Below are 24,997 nucleotides of genomic sequence, written 5' to 3' on the forward strand. Positions count from 1 at the left end.
CATCAGGGGCATGAAGCAGAGCACATTCGACGCGGCGTGCTCCGGAGGGGAATCGGGGGGAATCATGGCGAAATGGAACATCGACGTGGCCGGTGTGGGCCGCATCGTCGGGGAAGCCGGACGCACTGCCGGGCATTTCGAGGGGGAGCTGAAGTCCATCAGCTCTCACCTGGAGAGTGCGATGAAGGCGGCCGGGACGCTGGACTTCGGGGGTGAGAGTCAGACGCCTGAGGTCGGTCTGGTGGGGATGACGCTGGGGCAGTACGCCACGGCCCAGCAGTCGGACCTCGCCTTCATCGTGGCTCGCGCGGACAAGTCGCTGCAGGGCGCGGTGGACGCGACGGAGGAATACAACAAGGGGGCGTTGGACATGGCGGCCAACGCGCAGGGCGAGGCACTCAAAGCGCCCTACATCGATCTCGACAGCCCTGAGAAGAAGGGCGCCAAATGATCGACCCCCATGCCATACCGCAGTTCAAGGGCGATTTGGAGCAGCTGGAGAAGGATGCCACTGCGCTGAAGAAGCAGGCGGGGAAGTTCCGCACTACCGGCTCGGATGTCCACTCCAAGTTCCAGAGCCTGTCGGGTGTCTACCACGCGCCCGAGGCGCAGCAGCTCTTCGACACCACCACACCCGTGCGTGACATGTCCGATGTCATCGCCGACGATCTGGAGAAGATCGCGGCAGCGCTGTCGGCCTACGCGGACGAAGTGCGCCCCGTCAAGAACAAGTTGCGGCGGCTCAAGCACCAGGCTGCGGCCTTCGTGGAGAAGGTCAAGGACGACGAGCACTGGAAGGACGACGAGAACAAGATTGCCGAGCACTCCGGCCTGCTGCACCAGGTGAATGTCGCGGTGGCGGCCTTCCAGGCGGCCGAACGCCGCGCGGCCAACAAGATCGGCGAGCGCTTCTTCGGTTCCACCCACTACACCGTGGACGACGGCTCCGGTAAGCGGGGGGCATACGGGTATCGGGCCGGTGATCTGGACAAGGCGAAGGACCTGCCCTGGGGCACCCCGGAGAAGGAGACCCACCGCTTCTGGGAGCTCGACCACTGGGGTGCCAGCGCGGCCAAGGGATTTGGCATCGACGGTTTCGGCGGCGACGTCGACGGGCTTGCCACTCTGGTCGGCTGGCACGGGGGCGACAAGGCCTCCGAGGCATGGAGCGCGCTGGGGGACACCTTCAGCGGCCTGGGCCAGTACACGGCCTGGCCGTATGAGTGGGCGATGTCCAAGACCATCGGCGGGGGCAACGGCGACAACAAGGAAAAGAAAGCATTCCGCGAGGCCCTCAAAGGCTTCGTGGCGTGGGACGAGTGGGACAAGGACCCGGTCCGTGCAGGAGGCCAGGTCCTGTACAACGTCACGCCCTTCGGTGTGGCCTCCAAGCTCGGCAAGATGGCCAAGGGCAGCCACCTGGCCGAGGTCACGAAGGTCACCAAGGTCGTCGATTCCGTCACCGCCGGTACCAGGGCCGCTCGCGCCGCACTCCCGAAAGCCTCTGAGGTGCTGGCGGCCGTCAAAAGCCTCCCACATTGGGGCGATGCACCTCACCTGGACCGTACCGTGGACGCCGCGGACGACCTGGCCCACCCGCGCGACGCGGGCGTACGCCTGCCGGACGGGGACGGCCAGCCTCCGACGGTCCTGGACAACGACGGAAACATCCGTCATGCGGAAAACGGCGAGATCATCCACCGTATCGAGGACGCCAGGAAGGAAGGCGACCACCCGCAGCAGTCCTTGCCCGAGGACCACACCGCACACGAGAGAGCTCCGGAACGCGAGAAGGCCACGGTCGGGGGCGGCGCGGACCACCAGCCACCACGCGCCCACGCACACACCGGCGACGGGCCCTCCGCCCACCATGAGCCTTCCACCGGCCGGCACGGCGGCGGCCCTGGTGCCGGCGGGCACAACGGCCCGTCGGCCGGCGGTCACGGCGACGGGCCCTCCGGCGGCCATGGTGATGGCCCCTCCGGCGGTCACGGCGCCGGGCGCAGCACAGGCGGACACCACGGCTCGTCAACCGATAACCCTGGCAGCGGTCCTGACACGCCTGCGCACGACGGGGCAAGCAGTGGCGGCCACACGGACACGCCGTCCACGAGTGGCGGCCGCGATCTCTCTGGCGGCTCGACGGCCGACAACGGTCTCCCTGGCTCCGGCCACCCGGATACCCCGGGCACCGAGGGCCTGGACGACATGGCCCGCGAGGGCGACGACGCAGCTCACGGCGCGGACGACGCGGCGGGAGACGCGGGGCGCGCGGGCGATGACGCGGACGCGCCCGCACACCAGGCGGACGAGGGAACCGGAACAAGCGATCACGGCAGCGTCGGAGAGCGAGAGCTGACAGCGGCCGAGCGGAAGAAGCTCCAAGACAAGCACGTGTGGTTGGCAAACAACAACGATGCGTGGTTCAACGAGCACTACCGGGGCAGCGACGGCCATCGTTGGAGCAAGACCAAAAAGGTGGACGGGGTTGAGCTACCCATCCTGAAGGAACGTTCCGGCGGCGGCTGGGTAGCCAAGTACGATCTGCCGCACGGACCGTCTGAAGTCAGGCACGGCCGGACTCCTCTCAAGCCGGATTCCGCCGACGCCGCGCACCTTCCGAAGCTTAATGAGGCAGCGAAGAACAGCAGGGTGAGCGTGGATCTCACCAACGCGGAAATGGCATTCAAGGAGCATCCGTCGGTCGAGAATCAGGCTGCTCTCGATACTGCGCGGGATGCGTATCATGATCAGCTCGGTGACGTACCTAACAATAGCAAGCACTCCGAGAAGCTTGGGGAGCAGGCGTCCAGGCGCCACGCCATCCCGGAGTTGTTCAGGGACAGGAACCCCGAATGGATCCGACTTCCGAAGACGCCTAATGGCGCCAACATGCTCGACGACCTTTATAAGCTCGGCGATGACGGCCATTATCTCGTCGTCGAGCAGAAGGGGCCGAAGGCGAATCTCAATCCTCCCCGACTTGGTGCCGGGCCTGCTGCGAACATGATGGTCAAGCAAGGCACCAAGCCGTACCTCGAGACGATCTTCCATGAGATGTGGAAGCGAGGCGGAAAGGACAGGGAACTCGCGGATGCCCTCTTCGACGCACTCGAGGACGGGAAGCTGCAGTACGTCCTGGTCAAGGGGAAGGAGAGCGGGGGCTCTTACGATGGTGCCGTGCTGGAGCATCTTCAGATCTACTAGAGGAGAGAAACAGTGATCACGAGCGTTCCCCGCCATGGCTTCCCAGCCCAGGCAACCCAGGAGGACATGGCAGCGCTCATGGAGAGCACCAGGCGGGTCATCGGACGTCTTGAGCAATCGGAGATGTCCCGCTCCCGGGCTCTCGACTCCACCTTGACCGTGGCGATGTCGTGCTGTGCGGCCGATCCCCAGGCAACGAAGTTGGAGACGTGGGAGGCGTGGGTCACAGCCATGCAGGTCGGCTCCGCGCTGTTTGATTCGGCTGTGGCGGCGGAAGGCCCTGTGCCGTGCCGCATCGGGATCGCCGGGGAAGTAAAACATCTCCCGGCGACCGGGCCGACCTCCTACACGCATGCCGGAGCTTGGCTCACCGCGGTCTACCTGGCGACGATCTGCCGTGACAACGAGCGCCTCGCCCGGCTCATGCAGGTGCCGGTGTCGTTCCTCCGTGAGTCCGGCGCCATGTTTGACGAGTACGTCTACAGCTGGGTGGAGGCACTGCAGAGCTATTGGTTCCGCCGGGCAGACGACATGTGGAACACGCTGGTCGAGGCGATTGACGGCGCCAGCCCCCAGGCCGCCCGGATCGCTGACGAAGAGACGTTGCTGAAGATTCTTTATCCGCCGCTCGAGCTTTTTCAACTCTATAACCGCGGGGAGGCCGAGGAATTCAATGCCTCGCTGGCCGAATTCCTTACCTGGCACAAGCAGTACTGGACCGGCGACGAGGCTCGATCCCTGAACAGTGACGGGCTGGTAGCCCTCGCCCCTCTCGCCATTGCATGCATGGCCTACGACAACGACTTCTCGATCGAGGTCGATTCCGAGTACCTGCCCAAAGAACTTCTGCAGTTCGGCTGGGTCGGCGAGGTCGATGCCTGAGCTACGGTAGGCCGATCACAGAACTCGTGCCACTCAAATACCACATGCCTACCACTCGATGACGGCCGAGGATATCTATTCGTGGATGGATGACAACACTGGCCCCAAGGGCGGCCGCCACTACCACCGATGCGAGCGTTGAGTTCCCGCCTCGTGAGTGCGCCGGTCGGCCCGTCGTCCGGCGGGCACGGTGGCGGCCCCTCCGGCGGCCACGGCGAAAGTTGTTGGGGTGCCGGTGCGCCGCTGATTGTTGTGGGCTTGCACACTTCCTCCGGACAGGGCGCAGGTGGCGTCTTGTGGGGAGATGGCCAGCGTGGCGGGGCCGGCGTCGAGGGATTTGCTGAGTTCGTGCCCTGCCAGGTAGTCGAGCACTTGACGCAGATCGGACCCCGTGAGCTCGGCTCCGGGCGAAGGGTGATGTGGGTGTCGACAGGAGCAGAGTCGGGTCGACGGGCGCCTAGTGGTCGGCGGTGTCGAACAGCCATCGTAGGAAGGGGCCCGGACGGCCGCGGGCGGCCCGGGAGCGGGGCGCGTGACCCACAGTGGAGTGTCCGTCCATCCAGTCCGCTCACTGCGACTCGCTGGGCCCGAGAGTTGGTGAGGCAAATGCCTCACCGCGCCGGATCGAGCGGGATCGAAAAGGGCTCAGCGGGATCGAATGGACCGGCACGAGTGAGCGTCCCCGCTACGTGAGTGAGACTGACTAGCTGGTCAGGGCTGCCCTGTGGCCTGCCTCGCCACGGCGGAGCGTGTGATCAGTAGTGGTACCGGACCTGGACGATGATCAACTCGTCGTCGGTCGGCTTGTACACGAGTCGGTGCGTGTCGTCGATCCGTCGGGACCAAAAACCGAGAGGTCGCCCTTCAGGGGCTCCGGTTTGCCGATGCCCTTGGAGGGGTCACGCATCGTGTCGTCGATCAGCTTGTTGATGCGCTTGATCATCTTGCGGTCGTTCTCGGCCCAGGAGGTCCTCCCAGGCGTGTGACGTGAACGAGATCCTCACGCATGCTCCGCGTCGGGGTCGATCAGCTCACGCTGCTGGGTCTGGCCGCCCTCGGCCTCGGTGATGGAGTCGAGCAGACGGCGGGCGTTCTTGGGGGAGCGCAGGAGGTGCACCGTCTCCGTCCAGGAGGTGAAGTCCTCTTCGGACATCAGGACGGCGTTGCCCTTGCGGGAGGTGATGTGGACCGGAGCGTGGTCCTCGTTGACCTGCTCGATCAGCGGGAACAGGTTCTGGCGCGCCTCGCTGGCGGTGATGGACATGGCTGCCTCCCCTCTTGACTTGTACAAGATATGGTACGACTCCTGCGGGTGTCCACCGATCGCGGCCCGCAGGTGACGCAGGGCGCCGGTCGCACGCAATGACTCGGGGGTTGAGATTTGATTCTCGCCCGCCCCACTGTGCAGGCTTCTGACCTGCGGAAACGTCCCTTCGTGAGTGCGGATTGAGGACTTTGGGCCAACGGACTCTGAATCCGCTGCTCACTGGTTCAACGGCATTTCGTACACAAGGTTTGGCGCTTCGCTGACCTGCGTATTTGGTTTTCCGTATGAATCGCGGAGGGTGTCAGGCGAATGACTCTCCGGCGCGCGGCGGATTCAGGACGTCGGCAGGACGGTCGCACGACGACCCGCCCCTCGCCGCGTTGCGGTCAGCGGCTGTTCCGGTGTGGTGTTCCGTTCGGTCTGTGGCGGCGGGCTCCGCAACATCTTCCGCGGGTAGGCTGGCCTGATCAGGCAAATGCGGCGGGGACGAGGCATGGGCGGGGTCGACAAGACGCGGAGTGGCGGGGCTGAGCGGGCGACCTCGCGGGATGTCGCCCGGCTTGCCGGGGTGTCGCACACGGCCGTGTCCTTCGTCTTCAACGGGCGTGCCCGGGGCAACCTCTCCGCCGAGACGCAGGAGAAGATCCGCAAGGCAGCCGCACAGCTCGGCTACCGGCCGAACGCGGTCGCCCGCGGCCTGCGCCGACGTCGTACCGCCGTGATCGGTCTGGTCACGGACGAGATCGCCACATCGCCGTTCGCGGGGCGGCTGCTGCGCGGGGCCATGGACACGGCCTGGAACAGTGAGCATCTGGTGCTCACCGTCGACTCCGGGCAGGACCCGGTCACCGAGGACGCGGCCGTCGCCGAACTGCTCGACCGGAGGGTCGACGGGATCATCTACGCCGCGCTGTCGTTGCGCCGCGCCCGAGTCCCCGAAGGCCTGCACCGCACGTTCGCCGTGCTCGCCAACTGCCTCCCCGAGGACGGCTCCCTCCCGGCCGTCATCCCCGCCGAGCGGGCCGGTGGCCGCAGCGCCGCGCGCGTCCTCCTCGACGCGGGCCACCGCCGTGTCGCCCTGGTGGGTGGTCTGGACGACATCGCGACCGCGGAGCGGCTGCGCGGTTTCCGGGACGCGCTGCGGGCGGTGGGGCTGACCGCCGAGAGGGACTGGATCATGCGGACGGGAGGGGAGATCGCCGCCGGGTACGAGGGAGCGTTGCGGTTGCTGGACGGCGTTCCCGTAGACCGGCGGCCCACGGGGATCGTCTGTTACAACGACCGGGTCGCCGCGGGCGTCCTCCACGCCGCCGCGCGTCTGGGCCTCGACGTCCCCGCCGATCTGTCCGTCGTCGGCTACGACGACCAGGAGCACATGGCTGCTTTCCTCAACCCGCCCCTCACCACGGTGGCTCTGCCCCACCGCGCGATGGGAGAGACGGCCGCCCGCCTGCTCCTGGACGCCCTCGACAGCGGGACGGCGCCGCCCGTCACCACCCGGCGGCTGGAGTGCCCCGTCGTCATGCGGGGCTCGGTGGGACCAGCGCCCAGCCCGTGACCTCGACGTCCCTCCCCGACACGGCAAGCTCCGGGACGTCGTCGTCCCGTCGGTACACCCGTTCCGTGGCCATCGCCCGGTCGCCCGCGAACAGTTCCAGAAGGGAGCCGTCCACGAGGATCCGTACGGTGACGGTCTCGCCCCGCGGGGTCGGCAGGACCAGGGGGGCCGTGCCGTCCGGGCGGGAGCGTGGCCAGGCCGTGCGGTTCAGGGTCACGGTGCCGGACCCCGGGTCGAGCCGCACGGTCAGTTCGCCTCCGGACGCGGCCCGCAGCAGACTCAATGTCGCCGCCGACCGGGCGGTCACCAGCAGGTCGTACGAGAGGGGGAGCGGCCAGTGCGGTCCGGGTGTGGCGGTGAACGGGACGGCCGCTCGAAGCAGTTCGAGCTCCGCAGCCGGTACGACCCGCAACGTGCCGTCCTCATGGGTGTCCACCACGCGTGGTGCCGTGAGAACTCCGGACCAGCCGGCGCGGTCCACCCCCTCTCGGGGACGTGACTCCCAGGACCAGCCCCACAGCAGGGCGCGGCCGGACTCCATGTCCTGGAGGACGGAGGGGGCGTAGAAGTCGCGGCCGAGGTCCAGGGGGCCGCCCGTGCCGACTCCGAACCTCAACGCACCGTCCCCCTCTTCCAGCAGATGTCCTGTCAGGTAAGCCGTGTTCAGCGGGTCGCCGTCCCACAGCGCCACCGCCAGCACCCAGTCGCCCCTGGCGGTCTCCCACATCTGCGGGCATTCCCAGCCGATCGCCCGCGTACCGAAGGCGCGGGCCGCCGCCGGGTCACGGCCGTCCAGCAGGACCCCGGCGAACCGCCACGCGTACAGGTCCTCACAGTCGTACACCAAAACGGACGGGGTGCCGTCGGCGTGGCCCGCGCCCACCAGCGCCCAGCGACGTCCGGCGAAGCGGAAGACGAAGGGGTCCCGGAACATCGTCACGTCCATGCCGGGTGGCGGGCCGGCGACCACCGGCACCGGCAGTTGCTTCCACTCCTCCAGGCCATCGTCCTCGGCCACGGCGAGACAGATCGTGCTCAGGCCCTGGTGATCGTGGTCGATTCCGGAGTACACCGCTGTCGGTACACCACCGTCGTCCACCACGCAGCCGGACCAGCAGCCCGCTTCGTCCGGGCCGCCGGGTATCGGCCGCAGGGCGATCCCGTGGTCGTCCCAATGGGCGAGGTCGGGGCTGGAGGCGTGGCCCCAGTGGATGTTCGCGTGGACGGGGGCGTCGGGATTGTGCTGGTAGAAGAGGTGGTAGCGACCTCCCCAGCGGAACGGCCCGTTCGGGTCGTTCATCCAGTTGGTCGGCGGGCGGACCCGGAAGCGCGGGCTCTGGGCGTCAGTCGACCGGCTCACGGAACTCAACGATTGACTCCTGCGGAGGTGATGCCCTCGCGCAGAGGGCGCTGGCCGACGACGAACACGACGACGGCGGGGATCATGGAGAGGACGACTCCGGGCGAGGACGACGGAGATCGAGCCGGTGCCGAGGTTTGCCCTGGAGGGAGACCAGACCCCAGCGGCAGCGTGAGGTTCTCGGTGGAGGTTTCGAGGATCAGCGGCCGGAAGAACTCGTTCCAGTGGTAGTTGAAGGCCAGTACGCCGACGATGGCGAGACCGGGGGCCGCCAAGGGGGCGTACACGGACCGGAAGACGCGCCACGGGCCCGCGCCGTCGATCATCGCCGCCTCGCCCAGGTCCTTCGGCATGCCCAGGAAGTACTGGCGCATCAGGAAGGTACCGAAGGCCGTCGGGAAGGCCGGGATGATGAGGCCGAGCAGGGTATCGGTCAGACCCATCGCCTTCAGCTCCAGGAAGACCGGGACGATCGTGACCTGCAAGGGCACCATCATCGTGGCCAGGACCAGCGCGAACAGCGGCTTCTTGAAGCGGAATTCGAGGCGGGCGAAGGCATAGCCCGCCAGGCCCGCGGTGATCATCTGGCCGACCGCGATCAGCGCGGTCACCAGGGTGGAGTTCAGCGCGTACAGCCAGACGTCGATCTGGTCGAACACCCCGCGGTAGGCGACGACGGTGGGGTCCGTGGGAATGATCTTCGGCGGCAGGTCGAAGGACTTCGCCGGTGTGTGCAGCGACGTGGACACCGTCCAGATGACCGGGCCGAGCGTCAACAGGGCGCACAGCGCCAGGCCGGCGATCCGGGCCCAGGGCGCGAGGCCGTGCCGTACACGCGACACGGCGGGGCTCGGGAGGGATCCCGACGCGGAACCCGGCAGGGAACTCGTACTCATTTCGGCTCACCCGGCTCACTGGTAGTGGACATAGCGCCGGCTGAGCCGGAACTGGAGGGCGGTGACCGCCATGATCAGGACGAAGAGCAGGACGCCCACGGCGGACGCCTCGCCGAAGCGGAGCTGCTCGAAGGCCGTCTCGTAGATGACCATCACGACCGTGCGGGTGGAGTCGCCGGGACCGCCGGCCGTGAGAACGTACGGCTGCTCGAATACCTGGAGGGCGTTGATGATGCCGACCACAGACGCCACGAGCAGTGTGGGCGACAGCAGCGGCAGGGTGATGGCGAGGTGCTTGCGCAGGCCGCTCGCGCCGTCGAGCGAGGCCGCCTCGTGCACCTCCTTCGGGATGTTGTTCAGTCCGCCGACGAACAGCAGGAACGAGAAGCCGAACTGCTGCCAGACGTATGCCAGGACCACGGCCGCCATCGCCCCGTTCTCCGAGGTCAGCCAGGGGACCGAGGGGATGCCGACCGTGCCCAGCAGCCAGTTCACGGGGCCGAAGTCCTGATTGAACAGGTACTTCATCACCACCGAGATGGACGCGGCGGACAGCACCAGCGGGAAGAAGAAGGCCGAACGGAAAACTGACCGCAGCCACTTGGGCATCCGGCCGTTCACCGTGATCGCCAGCACGAGCGCGAACAGCAGCTGGAGCGCGACCGCGAGCACCATGAAGACGAGCGTGTTGCGGAAGGAGACGAGGACCGTCGAATCGGTCAGGATCTTCCGGTAGTTGGCCACTCCTGCCCACCGCGGGTCCTCGATCACGTCCCACTGGAAGAGGCTGAGGACGACCGAGCCGACGATCGGTAGGACCGTGAAGACGACGATGCCGACGACGGTGGGCGCGAGGAACAGCGCGGCGAGCAGGCGGGTGCCCCGGCCGCGGGCGGTGGTGGCCGCGCGCTCGGACGCCTTACGGCTCTGACGGGTCTTGCGGGTACGGACGGACTCCGGTCGTGCGGGCCTGATCTCGGTGTTCGTCATACCTCACGCTCCATGGCCTGCTCCAGGTCCCCCTGCAGCCGTCGCAGCGCGGGGCGCACCGTGCGGGGGCTCGCGAGGGCGGTTCCGGTGTGCTTGATCAGCAGCTGCTCAACTTCGTTGACCTGCGGCGGGGCCGGGATCGGGCCGGTGGTGGGGATCTTGTCGAGGGTGTCGTAGAAGACCTGCCAGTGGGCCGGGCCGGTCTTCCGGTAGCGGGCCGCGTCGACCATGGAGCGGCGGGCCGGAGTGGTCTGGTTGGCTGCGAAGAGCTGGGTCATCACGTCCTTGCGGGTGGTGTACTTGATGAACTCCCAGGCCTCGTCCCGCATCTTCGACGTGCGCAGCAGCGCGTACCCTGCGGCGCCGAACTGGTGACGTCGCGTGCGCCAGCGCGGGAAGTACCGGACGTCGTAGTCGGTCGGTTTCATGCCCGCGAGGTGCAGGCCGCCCGCCCAGAAGCCGCCCGCGGGCGTGACGCCGACGCGGCCGGTGGAGAACACGCCGACGAGGTTCCGGCCGTCGCCGCCCTCCGGGCGGGTGCACAGGTCCTCCTGGATGAGGGAGGCGAGGTAGTCGTACACCTCCGCGACGCGGTCGGAGTCGGCCTGGGGTGTCGTCCATCGGTAGCCGCCGCCCCGGCCGCGCCGCTGCGCCTCGGAATAGAAGGAGTTCCAGAGCCACTCACCCCCGGGGGCCTTGGACTCGGCGAGGAGATTGGTTCCGTTGGCGAAGAGCCAGGGGACCACTCCGCCCCACAGGCGGTTGGTCCAGAAGTAGGGGGTGAACCGGGCGCCGTTGCTGCGCTTCATCGCGCGCAGCAGCGTCGTGAAGTCGTCGCGGGTCCAGTCGGCGTCGGGTAGGCCGCCGCCCGCCCGCTCCAGGACCCGGTTGTTGACGTACATGTCGGCCGCGTTGAACTCGACCGGCAGCTGGTAGAGGCTCCCCTCGTACATCATCGACTCGACCAGCGAGGGGTGGACATCGGCGAAGTACGGGCGCAGCTCGGCCGCGTCCCGCTTCGCCCACCTGTCCAGCGGAACGCCGAGCCGTTGGGCGAAGAGCTGCACGCCCTCGGTGGCGACGTACACGAGGTCGGGTGCGGTGCCCGCGGCGATCTGGGTGAGGATCTTGGAGAAGAAGTCCGACCAGTCGGAGGCCTGTACGGCGTTGATACGGATCTTGATGTCGGGGTGGACCTCGCGGAACCCGTCGCGCAGGGCGCGTTGGGCCTCGGGGGTGAGGGCGGAGCCGAGGGTGGCGATGACGAGCGAGCCGTCGTCGCGGCCGGGGATGTCGGCGGCGGTGAGGCGGTCCCAGCCGGCCGCGACGCCGGCGAGAGCGGCGGCTCCGGCGCCGTACGCCCCGTAGCGCATCAGGCCCCGGCGGGAGAGGAGCGAGTCGGTCATGGGCGAGCCTAACTCGTGTTAGTCACAGTTGATTCCCTGATGATGAGAATCCCGTTACTGCCCTGTCAAGGGATGTGTGTGGTGGGGAAGTCGCTGAACGAACTGTGTGCGAAGGCTTGACCTTTAACGAGTTAGGTATACGGTCCGGTCCACATGAGCCGCGTCCCGACGACGACGTCGGGGAAGGGAGTCGCACGATGTGTGGCATGTCGAGGAGTTCGCTGGATCCGAGCAGGACTCTGTCCAGGCGGTCGCTGCTGGCGGCCTCGGCCGCCGGCGCCGCCGGTGCTCTGCTGCCGGTCCCCGCGAGACCTGCGGAGGCGGTGTCCGGCGAGGCTACGGCCGCGTGCACGGGCAGCTACCGCGCCGAGTATCACTTCACGGTCCCCGACCAGTGGATGAACGACCCCCAGCGCCCGATCTGGATCAACGGCGAGTACCACTACTACTACCTCTACAACCCCGACTACTCGACGGGCGGCACGACGGCAGGTACTGCCTGGCGCCTGGCCACCAGCACCGACCTCGTCTCCTTCACCGACAAGGGCGTCGCCGTGCCGAAGGACACGACCCCCAACGGCGATGTCTGGTCCGGTTCGGCGGTGGTCGACACGGACGGTACGGCGGGCTTCGGCGCGGGCGCGGTGATCGTCATCGCCACCATGGCGCCCGACGAGGTCACCCAGGCGCAGTACCTGTACTACTCGACGGACGCCGGCCGCACCTTCACCCACCACGGCACCGCCCCAGTCCTCCCCAACCCCGGCGTACGGGACTTCCGCGACCCCAAGGTGATGCGCGACGAGGAGCGCGGGCGGTGGGTGATGACGCTTGCCGAGAACGACAAAGTGGGCTTCTACCACTCCGCCGACCTCAAGGCGTGGACGTACGTCAGCGGCTTCATCAAGGGTGGCATCGGCGTCCTGGAGTGCCCCGACCTGTTCCGCATCAGGGCGGAGGACGGGGCCTGGAAGTGGGTACTGGGCGTCAGCGCCAATGGCAAGGGCTCCGGGCTGCCGAGCACGTTCGCGTACTGGACGGGCTCCTTCGACGGCACGACCTTCACCGCCGACGTATCCGATCCCCAGTGGCTGGACCACGGCTGGGACTGGTACGCGGCGGTCACCTTCGACAAACGCGACGCGAACGGGGCCCTGGACCCGGCCGCACGGTACGCGATCGGCTGGATGAACCACTGGGACTACGCGAGCACCACCCCCACGATCGAGTGCGACGGTTTCAACGGCACCGACTCGATCGTCCGCGAGGTGCGGCTGAAGCGTACGCCGTCGGGTACGTACTACCTGGCGTCCCAGCCGGTGGCGGCACTGGACGACCATGTGTCGCGTACGGTGAACCTCGGCGACATCACCGTCGACGGCACGCGACTGCTCGACTACACGGGTACGGCGTACGAGCTGACCTGCGAGATCACCTGGGATCAACTGGTTGGTGCCGGGCTCCAGTTGCGGCGGTCTCCGGACGGTGGGCGGCACATCGACGCGGGGATCTACGGCGGCTACGCCTTCGTCAATCGCGGTTACACCATCAGCCCCGACACCTCCGGCCGCTGGCAGGAGAGCCGTACGCCCTTCGACCAGTCCGCCCGCACGGTCCGCCTGCGCATCCTCGTCGACCGTTCGACCGTCGAGATGTTCGTCGGCGACGGCCGGTACGTGCACTCGACCGAGGCCTTCCCCGACCCGTCCGACACAGGGCTGGCCCTGTTCACGATCGACGGGCAGGCGGTGTTCCGCAACACCGTGATCCGGGAATTCACGGTCTGATCCGACGTGAGGTGGCCGGGGCGGACAAGGCTGCGGCGCGCCAGGGCTCTCATCTCGAGGCAAGCGCGACATCTGCACTGCGGAAACGGGCACGAGGGGTCCACGTTGGTAGTCGTGGTGGAGCTTCGCCCGTCGGCCTCACCGTCATGCGGGTCATGCTCCGGGAAGTCGGCATCACCGTCGCTCTCGCGGTGACCCTGGGCGCCCTGGTGTGCGCGGCCATCCTCAGACCGATGAGTCCGGCCCTCACGGGTTCGGCGGCATCGGTGATATCGGCCGGTCATGTCCTCGTTGTGTTCGGCGGTGCGGTGGTCCTTGGGCTCGTCACGGTGCTGCTCACCACCGGCCTGGCGTTGCGTCCTGACCCGGCGAGGGTGATCGGGGCCGGACGCTAGCAGGGTCGGGTCACGTGGTCCGCGAGGGTCGGTCGGCGGTACACCGCACTCCGGGAAAAACGACAACTGTCAGACCAGGATGTTCGTCGCTCCAACCTGATCAGCCGACTCGCTGGGGCCTCTACAGGCGGTGAGGCAAGTGCCTCACCGCCTCGGGTCGGGCCGGATCGAGGGGGACCCAGCGGGATCGAATGGGATGGAGGTGTCCGGCTCTCGGGCAAAACCGCAAGTGAGATGGGTCACCGGTTGAGGTTCGAGTCCCACCCGCCCCACCAAGAAAATCGATCTGACCTGCGCAAACGCGCTTGGAGCCTTCGACCCCCTTGTGGCGCCTGGGTTTTGGGCGACACCTGGGTGAGATCCGTGGTTGACGCTCCCACGGCCGCGGCAAGCGGTACCCCACCTGAACCGAGCATCGACTCGTCGTCATCTCCACCCGAGCACGCCAGAGGAGGTCGGGGCGGCCCGACAAACGCTGCTCCTCAACGTGAACGAAGCCGCTAGTTCTTCTGCAGGGTGCGGGTGACACCCGCGATGACGGCGGTCGTCAGCACCCAGCCGAAGGCGATGAGGAGGTAGGCCAGCCACTGGAGGCTGTCGTTCGACCAGTACCAGGTCGTGCGCTGGCCCAGCCCCCCGATGGGGATCAAGAGGTCGAGTGTGTAGACGAGGGGCTGGAACGGGGCGCCTTCGCCTTGTTTGACCGGGGTGGGGGAGTCGGTGCCGAAGGACAGTGTGCCCAGCAGGATCAGCGCGAGGAGCCAGATGCCGGCCAGCCAGGGGCGGTAGCCGTAGCCGACGGTCACGTCAAGGAGATGGCCCCATGCACGGGTTGCCGGGGGCAGGGCGCGGCGCCGGTGGCGTTGCTTGGCGAGGAGGACGCGGCGGGCGTCGTCGTCGTGCCCGGCCTTGCGGTACCAGGCCGCCAGTTGCTCGTACGGTTGTGGGTTGTAGCCCGGGCTGCTGCGTATCCATGCCACGCGTCGGGCCACGGACTCCCGGTCGCCCACGGTCTCGTGGCGCTCGTCGTTCGCGTCCGCCGTCTTGATGGAGCCGTAGACGAAACCGTCCAGCTCCACTCTCTGCGGCCAGCTGTGCTCGTTCTCGTGGAGGTACGACACCTGGGCACCCCGCAGATCGAGGGTGCCGGATGGGGGTCGGGCGAGGGTGAGATCGAGGTCGACGGCTTGCAGGTGCATGGCGATCAGGGCCGGGGCGTTTCCGTCGTCGGTGGGCGGGCCGTTCAGGACGGCTCCGTCGAAGGTCACGTTGTCCGTGACGTGGGTGCCGCGCAGCCGTACCGTGCCGTTCGCGGTGAATCCCTCGGAGAACTTGAGCGACGAGGCCGTGGCGTTGTCGAGGGTGAGGGCCACGCCGCGTGGGCCGGGTCCTTCCAGCCGGGCACCCTGCATGACCAGAGTGCCAGGCAACTGCGCTCCCATCAGCCGGACTTCCCCGTATGCGACGAACCCGTTTCGGCAGAAGATGCCCCCTTCCATGGCCAGGCCGCCGGCCGACAGGGCCCACCCGTCCGGTGCGATCAACGTGGCCCCGTTGAGGAGCAGTCCGCCGCTCACCCGGGCGTCAGTGAGCGAGAGGGCGGTGCTCACGCGGTTGAAGGGAGTGGGGGCGCCGCCCTCCACCACGGAGTGCCGCAAGGAGAAGTTGCCCTCGATGCGGGCCGAATCGGCCTCGATGCCGGGTATCCGGCTGCCCGTGAACACGAGGGTCTGCGTCGACGCACCGAGGAGATTCACCGCCTCCTCGAACCAGCATGCCTCCAGCCAGAGGGCATGGGCGATCTGCGCGCCGGCCAGGTCCAGGCGTCCGGAGATCCGTGCCCCGGTGAGGCTCAGACGCGCCACCGCACCCGGTTGCCCGGTGTTTGCGCCCAGCAACAACGCGGCGACGACCGCCGCCCGCACCGTTCGCTCAGGTCCCCACCGTCCGCCGTCGGCGACCCGGTCCTCCTCGGGCGTGCCCGTACGCAGGTCCACCTGCCGCCCCTCGGGGAACGCGTCCCACAGCTCACGCTCAGGTGAAGTCAACTCGTCGTAGGAAAGCACTCGTGCAGAGTAGTGATCTCCTTCGTGGCCGCCTGGTCCCAATGCGCCCGGAGTGGAGGAGGCCCATTCTGTTGGGAGTTCTCAGTCCTCCAGACCCTGGGTCAGGTCGGCCAGGTCGAAGGTGCCGTTCGCGGGCGGGGCCTGCACCGTGACCGGCTTGTTGATGTCGCGAGGGCCCCTGGCCTGCCGCGTCGGCGCCGCCCTTGCCCAGGGCCGAGGCGTCGGTCGCGAGCCAGCTCTTGTCGTCGAGCGGGAGGAGGACTCCTTGTCGAGCCCGCCCTTGACGGCGCCGCCGGGCCTGTCCTGGTACGGGACACCGATAGCGAGGGACCGCCGATAGCCCGTCAGGATCTGGGTGGTGTGTAGTTGCACATGCCGTAGCGGCATGTGGTGTCGTCGAGGGCACCACAGCACGAAAGGCCCTGTCTGCGATGTACCCCTCCGTCACGCCTCCCCGCGAGGTCAAGATCGGTGATGCCGCCGCCTTCGCCGGGACCACCCCGCGCGCCATTCGCCACTACCACCAGATCGGTCTGCTGCCGGAGCCCGAGCGAGGCGGAGACGGACGCCGCCGCTACGGCTACGACGACATGATCCGCCTGCTGTGGATCCGCAAGATGTCCGAGGCCGGCATCAGCCTGGACGACATGCGGGCCGCCTTCGACGAAGCCCGGGACATTGAGGACGTCCTGGGCCGGCTGGAGGAGACCCTGGCCGCCCAGGAGGCCGACATCAAGCGTCAGCGCGCGGCAGTCCAGCGCCTGCGGGGCGTGGGCAGCCCACTGGGCCTGCTCTCCCCATTGGTCACGGACCGGCTCAGCCACCTGCCTTCTGGCGCACTGCGCCCCTCCGACCTGGACACCCTGCTGGTCACGGAACGGATCTTCGGGCCGCTGGGAGCCGCGATTCAGGCCAGCGTGTTCATCACCCTGGCCACCCACCCCGACCTACGGGACGAGGCAGACCGCCTCGACGCGGCCGACGCCGCCCTCGATGACACCGTCGACCCCCACGACCCGCAGGTCGAGGAACTCGCCGCGCAGCACTGCGCCCACCACAAGGCCCTGCTCCAGGCCATTGAAGCGGCCGGACTGGACGCGGCCGAGGAGAAGCTCTTCGAGATCGACGACGCCGAGGCGAGCGGCGAGGAGGACGCCCGGATGAACGCCTTCGAAGCGGTCACCAAGATGCCCTACGGCTTCTCCGCGGCCCGGACGCGGTGCATGGAACTCACGGCACAGCTCCTTGACGGGGACCTCTCCGCAGGCAGCTGATCGCTGGTGCGGCCGCGCGTGAGGATCCCGGATTGGCCACCGACACGAAGCCGGCGTCTCGACGTCTCGACACGGCCCGCACATTCCCCATCAGGAGTGGTTGTCGCAGGTGGTGGACCTTGGCCCAGTACCGGCGCCGCACTGATTCGTCGGCGAATCAGATGGCCTAGACCGCGGCCAATCAGCTCTGCCTCGGAGAGCTCGTTGAGTACGAGGCGGTGCAGGCGGTTCCTATACCCCGGGGCTTGCCAGGCCCGCAGCCGTCGCCAGGCTGTGTGCCCAGAGCCGTAGCCGAGTTGAGGCGGCAGGTCGCGCCAGCGACAAGCGGTGTGCAGCACGAACACTGCCCTCTAACGCGGCCCGCTCATCGACTCGCGGACGCCCGCCTGGCCCTTTCGGCCCAAGCCGCGGTGGCAGCAGCGGCTCGATCAGATCCCAGAGCCGGTCTTCGACCACCCGCTGTGCCGCATTCCTCGCCACGACGGGGCACGATCGCGGATCAAGGGGGCTCCACCCAGATTGGGCCATCCGATAATTTGCTGGTGTGGACCAGGGACTCGCTGCACTGCTCGGTGCTTTCGTCGGGGTCGTCGGGACTACCGCATCTGCGGTGGTCGCGGGCCGGTACCTACGTCAACAGGCACGGGACCAAGCCCACATCGACCATGCACGATGGCGCCGAGAGATCCGCCAAGAGGCCTACGCGGCGGCGCTTGTCCCCATCAGCGAGGCACGCGAAGTCGCGCGGCAGGCGTACCGTGCCCTTGTCCAGGAGCAGGCTGAAGTTGATGTGGCAGGCCTGTTGGGCCAGTTGGACAAATTGATCCGGACGATTCAGGCCTCCTGCGCTCGTTTGTACTTGGAGGGCCCTCAAGAGGTGGCTGCGGCTGGGGAAGCAGTGCTCACGGCACTGCGAGTAGTCGACAACAATCTGGTGACCTGGAAGCAGAGTCGGGCATCGTCTCCTGAGTCCCGGGCGGCCGAGTACATCGAGCGCCACACGGTGAAGGCTGCGGACCTCGCCGACTCGATCAATGGCTTCGCGAATAAAGCCAGCAAAGCGCTGGACGCCACCGGATAACAGCCCACGGCTACCCTGGGGCCGCCGCTGGTTGTGTGGCGCATCCGGTGAGCGGCAAGTCAGGGCGGCAGCAGTGGTGTCGTGTACGGAAGCCTCATCGTCGGTGCGTTGGTGGAGTGCTTCCGAAGGCGTATTCGCCGACACCAAAATCAGCCGTGATAAATGCCTCAGCCCGTATGCGTGGGAGCGATGTTCTCCGTCGTCCTGACCGACAGCGAGACCGAAGCCGCCAAGGGCATCGCCGTGGCCGCCAGCCGCGTCGGCTCGGCAGCCAGCACGTTCCGGCTGCCCGTGGTCGAGGACAGCTACGGCACCACCACCGCGCTGGGCGGGTGCGTCGTCGTCCTCCTGCTCGGCGGCTTCGTCTGCTGGGCGTGGGCACCGGAAACCAGCAGGGAATAGAGGTGCGCGCCGGCGCACCAGGCTGGTGCGTCTCCGAGCCTCCGTTGTCGGGTACTGACTACGGTCCGGCCGTGCCGACAGAGTTTCCAGAGGGGTGGGCGACCTCCCAGGCCGCCTCGATCATCCGGAAGATCTCGTCCACCGCGGTATCCGGATCGGCCGCCTCGCGGGCCAGTGAATAAGCGTCGATCACGAACCTCGCGATCGTCCGGCAGGCCGTAGTGGTCCGTGACAGGTCGGGGTCGGCGGCGATGGCCGTTGCCAGCGACTCCGCATGGCGCAGCCTCATCGACTCCTCGTACTCCCGCAGGGCGGGTGATGCGTCGATCATGCGCCAGATCGGGGCGGCGCTGTCAGCCGTGCAATGTCGCACCAGGGCCTGGATCTCGCGGCGGAGCGCGGGGATGAGCGGTTCGTGTGGCGCCCGGCCGGTGACCGTCTGCGTGAGGCGTTGCTCGAAGTCGTCGTCCTGCTCGAACACCAGGGCCTCTTTCGAGGCGAAGTGGGAGAAGAGCGTGGTGACGGCCACGTCGGCCTCGGCGGCCACGTCACGGATGCCCACCGCGTCGTACCCGCGTTCCAGGAAGAGTCGCAGGGCGGTGTCAGCGATCTTCTGGCGGGTCGCGGCCTTCTTGCGCTCACGGCGTCCGGTCGGCACGGTCATCCTCTCACGCTATCAGATGCAAACATGAAGTCGTTCCTAAAAGCTAACCGTTAGTGTTACGGTCGGTCGCATGAAGAAAGTGAGCTTCGCCGAGTTCGGCGGTCCGGACGTTCTGCAACTCATGGATGCCGAAGAGCCCCACGCGGGCCCCGGTCAGGTACGCATCGCCGTGCGGGCGGCGGGCGTGAACCCCGTCGACTGGAGGGTTCGTGAAGGCCAGGTTCTGGGGGCCCATCCGATCGAGTTGCCCTCCGGAGTCGGGCTGGACGCCTCCGGGGTGGTGGACGAGATCGGCGAGGGTGTCGAAGGGGTCGAGGTCGGCGACCGCGTGTTCGGCGAAGGCTCAAGTACCTATGCCGAGTTCGCCGTGCTGTCGGCCTGGGCCCGTATGCCCGAGGGGCTGACGTTCGAAGAGGCGGCCGGATACCCCTCGGTGGTGGAGACCGCACTGCGCATCATCCGGGAGGTCGGTGTGCGGTCCGGGCAGACGCTGCTGGTCAGCGGCGCGTCCGGGGGAGTCGGATCGGCGGTGCTACAGATCGCCCGCGACCGCGGCATCACGGTGATCGGCACGGCTGGGGCCGCGAACCAGGACTATCTGCGGAGCCTGGGTGCCCTCGCCACGACGTACGGCGAGGGCTGGCCCGAGCGGGTGCGGCAGCTCGGCCATGTCGACGCGGCTCTCGACCTGGCCGGCTCGGGTGTGATCCGCGAGCTGGTCGAGCTGACCGGGGATCCGCGGAAGGTGATCTCCATCGCCGATCTCGGTGCGCCGGAGCTCGGTGTCCGATTCTCCGGCGTGGCCGGGAGCGTGCCGGAAGCGCTCGCCGAGGCCGTCGGCCTCATCTCGCGGGGGAAGCTCCGCATCCCGGTGGAGAAGTCGTACACGCTCGCCGAGGCCGCGGCGGCGCACGTCGACAGCCGTGCTGGTCACACGCGCGGGCGCCGGGTCCTGGTCGTCTGAAAACCGGGTTGCGCGTCGTCCTCAAGCGGGAGTTGAGGACCACGCCATCCGCGGTACTTGTGGGCTCTCGTATCCAACTGCCGCCGGTTCCCCCAGGGGCCACGCGGGTAATCGTCAGTGGCGGGTCTCCCGCCAAAGGATGAGCAGGGTCACTGCGCCACTACCGAACTTGTACGCTGCGCCCGGCAGGAACTCACCCGGCACGCTCAGTCCTTGCCCGCCAACCCATTCCGCAGGTGCCCGTCTTGTCCGTACGCGACCTGCCGCGACGGGTCAGGCGCCTCCGCCAGCGGGGAGCGTACTGCGGGTGGCATGCTGCGTGGCCACCATGATGCCGCTGGTGGGCTCGCGATCCTGGGTCGCAGAGGACGTTCCGGTCCGGATCTCATGGTTTCCGGCTCCATGGCGGACATGCACAACCGCCCCGATCGCGGCGGTACCGGCCATCGACGGTACGGGCCGGTCGGGGCGGCGCTTCTTCGGATTGACGTCGGTGAAACTCCCGCTGGTGTCGGTGTCATGATCCGTTCCAGGAGCCGACGGAGCTTCCCATACGCGATTTGTCAGACCGTGGCCTCATTTTCGGGCTACCGTCGGACACACCGTGTTGCCCACGCACCCCGAGGAGTAATCCTGTGTCGTCGCCCTGTGACCCCCAGTACGCTCCCGTTGGCGATGTGGGTGCCGCGCTCATGGTGATTGACTCTCGGCTCAAAGCCATTTACGACGGCAAGGCGGAGACCGACCCCGAACAGCAGCAGCTGAGCGACCAATTCGCCGCGTCACTCGGCCCCGACGAGGCCAAGGACATGCTGGATGGTGCGTGCACGCTCATCTACATGTTCATGCAGTGGCTGCGGATGGCCCACGAGGACCACGACAGGGACGTCATCGAGTACGTCGTTCCCAGCTTCGTGGCCTCGATGCGCATGATGCCCAAGAGCATCTGTCCCGAGGTCATCCCCACCATGACCGGCCTGGTCGTCGCGGCCGGCACCGGCCTTAGCCCCAATCTGTGGCGCAAGCAGTACGGCGACTGGAGCGAGGCCGAGATGAATCCCCTGGAAGCCACGGCCGTGCTGCTCGCGGAGCACATCAACCGGCTCACCGACGACCGCGACTTCGCCACTCGCATGATCAGCGAAGCCCTGTCCAGCTCTCCAGAGGCATAGAGGTGCGGTGGCCGAAGGTCGGCTACCAGAGGCTGAGCGGTCGGCCTGCTGTGACTGCCGCTTGAATGCGGAGCGCAATCTCCTGTTCGGATTCGCGGTTCGCCCGGCCGACGCGAATGCCGTGCCTTCATGCCTCCGGCGGGCCCTCTCTCGGAGGGGGAGGGCCCGGCCGAGCGGGTGCGGGTCGAGGAGGGGGCCGGCCGAAGCTGCGCGTGTCTGTGGGTTCGCCGACTCCGCCACCGAACCCGGGAGCCAAGAACGCTGACCTCATCCCGACTTCGAGGGCGCCAGCGACAACGCCTCGTGACGTGACCTGAATGGGAGGGGCGATCGGGGATCCGGGCGCCTAATCTGAGGATCCTTTGATCGCACGCCACCCCCAAGGAGCGCGCACGTGACCCGCCGCCACATACGCACCGCCGTCCTCGGCCGCGGAGCCGTCGCCGCCACCGTGCCGGTCGCCGTGGCGGCCCTGCTCGCGGCGGCCGGACCCGCCACCGCTGCCGGGCAGGTGGGCGCCCCCGGCGTCGGCGACCCCTACTTCCCGCTCGCCGGCAACGGTGGCTACCACGTCGCCCACTACGGACTGACGCTCGGTTACGACCCGTCGAGCCGTCATCTCACTGGCAAGGCAGTCCTCACCGCCCGCGCCACCCAGCGCCTGACCCGCTTCGACCTCGACCTCAAGGGCCTGAAGATCACCGGTCTGACCGTCGACCGGGCCAGGGCGGCGTACAAGCGTAGCGGTCAGGAACTCGTCGTCACGCCCCGGCGTGCCCTGCACAAGGGGCAGACGTTCCGCGTCACCGTCACCTACCAGGGCAAGCCTGCCCCGGTCACCGACCCCGACGGCTCCCTCGACGGCTGGATCCCCACTGACGACGGCGCGTTCGTCGCCGGCGAACCCCAGGGCGCCATGACCTGGTTCCCCGCCAACAACCACCCGCTCGACAAGTCGTCGTACGACATCACCATCACCGTCCCCAAGAGCCGCACCGCCGTCGCCAACGGCGTCCTGCTCGGCCAGCGCACCCGCAACGGGAAGACCACCTTCCGCTGGCGGCAGAAGGAACCCATGGCCGCCTACCTCGCCACCGCGACCGTCGGGAAGTTCAAGGTCAAGCAGTACACGACCCGTAGCGGCCTCAAGGTCTACGACGCCGTCGACCCGCGCGAGGCCACCGCCTCCGCACCCGTGCTGAAGAAGCTGCCGTCCGTGCTGGAGTGGGAGAGCAAGCTGTTCGGGCCCTACCCGTACCGCGCCGCCGGCTCCATCGTCGACCACGCGCCCAACGTCGGCTACGCCCTGGAGACCCAGACCCGGCCCGTCCACGGCAGCGCCCCCGGCCTGGGCACCCTCGTCCACGAGAGCGCCCACCAGTGGTTCGGCGACTCCGTCTCCCTCACCTCCTGGAAGGACATCTGGCTCAACGAGGGCTTCGCCAGCTACGCCCAGTGGCTCTATGACGAGCAGCACGGCGGCGCCAGCGCCCAGGAGAGCTTCGACGACCTGTACGCCACCCCCGCGGGCGATCCCGGTGGGCGTTCCCACCCGGCAACCCGGGCAGCGGCGCCAAGATCTTCGGCCGCCCCGTCTACGACCGCGGCGCCATGGCCCTGCACGCCCTGCGCACCGCCGTCGGCGACCGTATCTTCTTCCGCGTCCTGCGCACCTGGGCCGTACAGCACCGCCACGCACACGGCACCACCGCCCAGTTCGAGCGCCTCGCGGAACGGGAGTCCGGGAAGAACCTCGGTCCGCTGTTCAACAAGTGGCTCTACGCTCAGGGGAAGCCCCGCACCCCCTGACGGCCACAACCGTCCCCCCAAGCTGACAAGTTCCACACGACTGTCGGCCAGGGCACATCCTCGTCAGGGCTTGGTGCGGCGCGGTTCTGGTGTGCGGGTGGTGGGCAGGTCGTCGCGGATGCCGTCTTCGGTGAGGGTGTGCGCTGGCAGGCGCCAATAGCGGTGCACAGCAATTCCGTGGCTCCCCCTCGGTGACCTACCTGCGGTTCCGCGGCTGCTGGAGATGATGATGACCTCCGGCGCGCCCGGGCAGGTCCGGTCGGCGACCACCATGCGCGATACCTACAGGGTGTCGCTGGGGTACCCGGTGATCGGCCCCTTCCTGGCGTACAAGTGCCTGATCGACCTCAACTATGCGCAGCAGACGCCGTTCTCGGAGATGGATCACGTCGTGCCCGGCCCCGGCGCACGGGACGGGTCGAGGCCGAGTACGCGCGGGTGGCACACCCCGAGATCACCGGGATCAGCGAGCGCAGCCGCATCAAGCAGTCCTGTCGCCTGGATGCCGCTCCCATGAGGGCCTGGTTCCCGCCCGAGTGGGGCCTGAACGACTGACCGCCGTCCCGCGGCCGCTCATCAGGGGCTGGCGGACACGAGGCCTGTCACTTGGTGGCCGCCCTTCACCGTCCGCGGGGCCCTCGGGGGCCGGGGCGCCTGGAACCGGGCCTCAGCCCTCCAGGCCCCGGGTCAGGTCGGCCAGGTCGAAGGTGTCGCTCGCGGGCGGGGCCTGCACCGTGACCGGCTTGTTGATGTCCTTGAAGGTGATCGTGATGTCGAGCCGCCCGCTGTCGCCCTTGCCGCGCGTGCGGAACCGCTTGGTGTGGCTGTCCTTGTCGATCCACATGTCCATGACCAGGCGGTCGACGCCCAGTTCCTCGTACTGCCGCAGGCTCTTCTCACGGCGCTTGCGGGTCGCGGCGTCCTCGTCCTCCAGGCTCGCGCGCATCTGGGCGAGGGTGACCGTACCACGGTAGTGGGTGGTCCGGGCACCGTCGATGGTCTCGTCGCCGACCCGTCGCACATTGTCGGCGTCGGAGAGGAAGGCGGACTCCTCGGCCGGATTCTTGTCGGCCCGGTTGGCGAGGGCGCCGCCTTGTCCCGCCGCGCCGGAGCCACCCTTGCCCAAGGCCGAGGCGTCGGTCGCGAGCCAGTTCTTGCCGTCGAGTTGGGAGGAGGACTCCTCGTCGAACCCGGCCTTGATGGCATCGCCACCGAGGTACAGCTTGCCTCCGGTGAGCCGGAACTCCACCGACGCGTCCGCGCCCTGGTCGAGCGAGCGCGTCTTCATCCGCATCGCGGGCGGCTTGAAGGCTATGGCTCCTTCGCCCTCGAACCGGCCGTCCTCGGGCGTGCTGCCGGACATCCGGTAGCTCAGCGAGGTGAGCTTCTCGGTCTTCTTCGCCGCCGCTCGCACGGCCGCCGCGGGTGCCATATGCGGATCCTTCGCGCCGGACTTCCCCCCGCCGCTCTTCTCCGCACCACAGCCCGCCGTCCCGGCGCACAGCAGCGCGGCGGCGACCACCGCGCCCGCCGCTCTGGTGCGTCTGCCTGGTCCGGTGCGCACGACGATGCCCATATACCCCACCCCTTGCAGAACTTGCGTTCGTTTCTGTTCGATGTCGGGACATTAGCGCACGGACGCGCGAGGCGCGGCCCGGATTTCTCCGGTGCTGCCCGGCAGCGACAGGCGGCTGGAGCCGCGTAGCGCACCAGCGATCCCGTCCGGGCATCGGCAGGCGGTGAGGCAAATGCCTCACCGCGCCGGATCGAGCGGGATCGAGGAGGACGCAGCAGGATCGAATGGGATGGAGATGTTC

General features: G+C 68.1%; 21 protein-coding genes and 3 pseudogenes. 13 read left to right on the forward strand and 11 right to left on the reverse strand.

The genetic code is table 11. The features are described from left to right. The first annotated feature begins 10 nt into the window (after positions 1 to 10). From SSOG_RS30530 to SSOG_RS30540, 3 genes are read left to right on the forward strand one after another with little or no spacing between them, the layout of a single operon-like run. Entirely contained in the window at positions 11 to 451 is a 441-nt protein-coding gene (locus SSOG_RS30530) for a DUF6507 family protein (protein ID WP_009718119.1), read from the forward strand. Beyond that, positions 448 to 3,207 (forward strand): hypothetical protein, encoded by a 2,760-nt coding sequence (locus tag SSOG_RS47000; protein WP_009718120.1) that lies wholly within the window; start codon positions 448 to 450, stop codon positions 3,205 to 3,207. Before SSOG_RS30530 ends, SSOG_RS47000 begins: the two co-directional genes overlap by 4 nt. A 12-nt stretch (positions 3,208 to 3,219) precedes the next feature. Further along, entirely contained in the window at positions 3,220 to 4,089 is an 870-nt protein-coding gene (locus tag SSOG_RS30540; RefSeq protein ID WP_009718121.1) for an immunity 49 family protein, read from the forward strand. A gap of 755 nt (positions 4,090 to 4,844) precedes the next feature. Here the strand turns inward: SSOG_RS30540 and SSOG_RS49150 are convergent. Further along, a pseudogene (locus tag SSOG_RS49150) lies at positions 4,845 to 5,093 on the reverse strand (Txe/YoeB family addiction module toxin). Further along, positions 5,090 to 5,353 carry a type II toxin-antitoxin system Phd/YefM family antitoxin gene (locus tag SSOG_RS30550; RefSeq protein WP_009718123.1) on the reverse strand — a complete coding sequence of 88 codons (264 nt, stop codon included), beginning with the start codon at positions 5,351 to 5,353 and terminating at the stop codon, positions 5,090 to 5,092. The pseudogene SSOG_RS49150 and the gene SSOG_RS30550 overlap by 4 nt, the downstream one beginning before the upstream one ends. Before the next feature lie 478 nt (positions 5,354 to 5,831). On the opposite strand from SSOG_RS30550, the gene SSOG_RS30555 reads away from it, so the two are divergent. Further along, on the forward strand, positions 5,832 to 6,914 hold the full coding sequence (locus SSOG_RS30555) for a LacI family DNA-binding transcriptional regulator (protein ID WP_425385436.1): 1,083 nt from the start codon (positions 5,832 to 5,834) through the stop codon (positions 6,912 to 6,914). Here the strand turns inward: SSOG_RS30555 and SSOG_RS30560 are convergent. The 4 genes and pseudogenes from SSOG_RS30560 to SSOG_RS30575 form a co-directional block, all read right to left on the reverse strand. Continuing rightward, a complete protein-coding gene (locus SSOG_RS30560; protein WP_009718125.1) occupies positions 6,877 to 8,274 on the reverse strand; it encodes a glycoside hydrolase family 32 protein in 1,398 nt (465 codons plus the stop codon). The two genes, SSOG_RS30555 and SSOG_RS30560, sit on opposite strands and share 38 nt — an antisense overlap. Positions 8,275 to 8,279: 5 nt before the next feature. Next, positions 8,280 to 9,170: pseudogene (locus tag SSOG_RS30565) on the reverse strand (carbohydrate ABC transporter permease). Positions 9,171 to 9,185: 15 nt separating this feature from the next. After that, positions 9,186 to 10,160 (reverse strand): carbohydrate ABC transporter permease, encoded by a 975-nt coding sequence (locus tag SSOG_RS30570; RefSeq protein WP_009718127.1) that lies wholly within the window; start codon positions 10,158 to 10,160, stop codon positions 9,186 to 9,188. After that, the gene (locus tag SSOG_RS30575; RefSeq protein WP_009718128.1) at positions 10,157 to 11,566 is read right to left on the reverse strand and encodes an extracellular solute-binding protein; all 1,410 of its coding nucleotides are present in this window, start codon (positions 11,564 to 11,566) and stop codon (positions 10,157 to 10,159) included. Before SSOG_RS30575 ends, SSOG_RS30570 begins: the two co-directional genes overlap by 4 nt. 206 nt (positions 11,567 to 11,772) lie before the next feature. On the opposite strand from SSOG_RS30575, the gene SSOG_RS30580 reads away from it, so the two are divergent. Together SSOG_RS30580 and SSOG_RS30585 are read left to right on the forward strand one after the other, a co-directional pair. Further along, positions 11,773 to 13,353, forward strand: a complete 1,581-nt coding sequence (locus SSOG_RS30580; protein ID WP_039939081.1) for a glycoside hydrolase family 32 protein — start codon at positions 11,773 to 11,775, stop codon at positions 13,351 to 13,353. 155 nt (positions 13,354 to 13,508) lie between these two features. Further along, positions 13,509 to 13,748, forward strand: a complete 240-nt coding sequence (locus tag SSOG_RS30585) for a hypothetical protein (protein ID WP_154686000.1) — start codon at positions 13,509 to 13,511, stop codon at positions 13,746 to 13,748. Positions 13,749 to 14,248: 500 nt separating this feature from the next. On the opposite strand, the gene SSOG_RS30590 is transcribed toward SSOG_RS30585, so the two are convergent. Further along, entirely contained in the window at positions 14,249 to 15,814 is a 1,566-nt protein-coding gene (locus SSOG_RS30590) for a hypothetical protein (protein WP_009718131.1), read from the reverse strand. Positions 15,815 to 15,895: 81 nt separating this feature from the next. Continuing rightward, positions 15,896 to 16,186 (reverse strand): hypothetical protein, encoded by a 291-nt coding sequence (locus SSOG_RS30595; protein WP_154686001.1) that lies wholly within the window; start codon positions 16,184 to 16,186, stop codon positions 15,896 to 15,898. Positions 16,187 to 16,245: 59 nt separating this feature from the next. Between SSOG_RS30595 and SSOG_RS30600 the strand changes: the two genes are divergently transcribed. Next, positions 16,246 to 17,088, forward strand: coding sequence for a MerR family transcriptional regulator (locus SSOG_RS30600; RefSeq protein ID WP_039939083.1), 843 nt, complete (start codon positions 16,246 to 16,248; stop codon positions 17,086 to 17,088). Here SSOG_RS30600 and SSOG_RS58550 read toward each other — a convergent pair. Next, positions 17,007 to 17,432, reverse strand: coding sequence for a transposase (locus SSOG_RS58550; RefSeq protein WP_078510439.1), 426 nt, complete (start codon positions 17,430 to 17,432; stop codon positions 17,007 to 17,009). The genes SSOG_RS30600 and SSOG_RS58550 overlap by 82 nt on opposite strands. A gap of 200 nt (positions 17,433 to 17,632) precedes the next feature. Between SSOG_RS58550 and SSOG_RS30605 the strand changes: the two genes are divergently transcribed. Then, entirely contained in the window at positions 17,633 to 18,169 is a 537-nt protein-coding gene (locus SSOG_RS30605; RefSeq protein ID WP_154686002.1) for a hypothetical protein, read from the forward strand. A gap of 162 nt (positions 18,170 to 18,331) precedes the next feature. Then, positions 18,332 to 18,571 carry a hypothetical protein gene (locus tag SSOG_RS30610; RefSeq protein WP_009718135.1) on the forward strand — a complete coding sequence of 80 codons (240 nt, stop codon included), beginning with the start codon at positions 18,332 to 18,334 and terminating at the stop codon, positions 18,569 to 18,571. Between the two features lie 58 nt (positions 18,572 to 18,629). Here the strand turns inward: SSOG_RS30610 and SSOG_RS30615 are convergent, their stop codons facing one another. After that, the gene (locus SSOG_RS30615; RefSeq protein ID WP_039939088.1) at positions 18,630 to 19,235 is read right to left on the reverse strand and encodes a TetR/AcrR family transcriptional regulator; all 606 of its coding nucleotides are present in this window, start codon (positions 19,233 to 19,235) and stop codon (positions 18,630 to 18,632) included. A gap of 70 nt (positions 19,236 to 19,305) precedes the next feature. Between SSOG_RS30615 and SSOG_RS30620 the strand changes: the two genes are divergently transcribed. The 4 genes and pseudogenes from SSOG_RS30620 to SSOG_RS54090 all read left to right on the forward strand — a co-directional run bounded on the left by SSOG_RS30620 (position 19,306) and on the right by SSOG_RS54090 (position 23,697). Next, positions 19,306 to 20,199 (forward strand): NADP-dependent oxidoreductase, encoded by an 894-nt coding sequence (locus SSOG_RS30620; protein WP_009718137.1) that lies wholly within the window; start codon positions 19,306 to 19,308, stop codon positions 20,197 to 20,199. Between the two features lie 635 nt (positions 20,200 to 20,834). Next, a complete protein-coding gene (locus SSOG_RS30625; RefSeq protein WP_009718138.1) occupies positions 20,835 to 21,371 on the forward strand; it encodes a hypothetical protein in 537 nt (178 codons plus the stop codon). 409 nt (positions 21,372 to 21,780) lie between these two features. Further along, positions 21,781 to 23,180 (forward strand): annotated as a pseudogene (locus SSOG_RS30630) (M1 family metallopeptidase). A gap of 271 nt (positions 23,181 to 23,451) precedes the next feature. Continuing rightward, on the forward strand, positions 23,452 to 23,697 hold the full coding sequence (locus tag SSOG_RS54090) for a nucleotide kinase domain-containing protein (RefSeq protein WP_245606647.1): 246 nt from the start codon (positions 23,452 to 23,454) through the stop codon (positions 23,695 to 23,697). A gap of 150 nt (positions 23,698 to 23,847) precedes the next feature. Here SSOG_RS54090 and SSOG_RS30640 read toward each other — a convergent pair whose 3' ends face one another. After that, positions 23,848 to 24,756, reverse strand: coding sequence for an SCO4651 family lipoprotein (locus tag SSOG_RS30640; RefSeq protein ID WP_050800014.1), 909 nt, complete (start codon positions 24,754 to 24,756; stop codon positions 23,848 to 23,850). Positions 24,757 to 24,997 lie beyond the last annotated feature (241 nt).

It is taken from the genome of Streptomyces himastatinicus ATCC 53653 (assembly GCF_000158915.1).
GTDB classification, from domain to species: domain Bacteria; phylum Actinomycetota; class Actinomycetes; order Streptomycetales; family Streptomycetaceae; genus Streptomyces; species Streptomyces himastatinicus.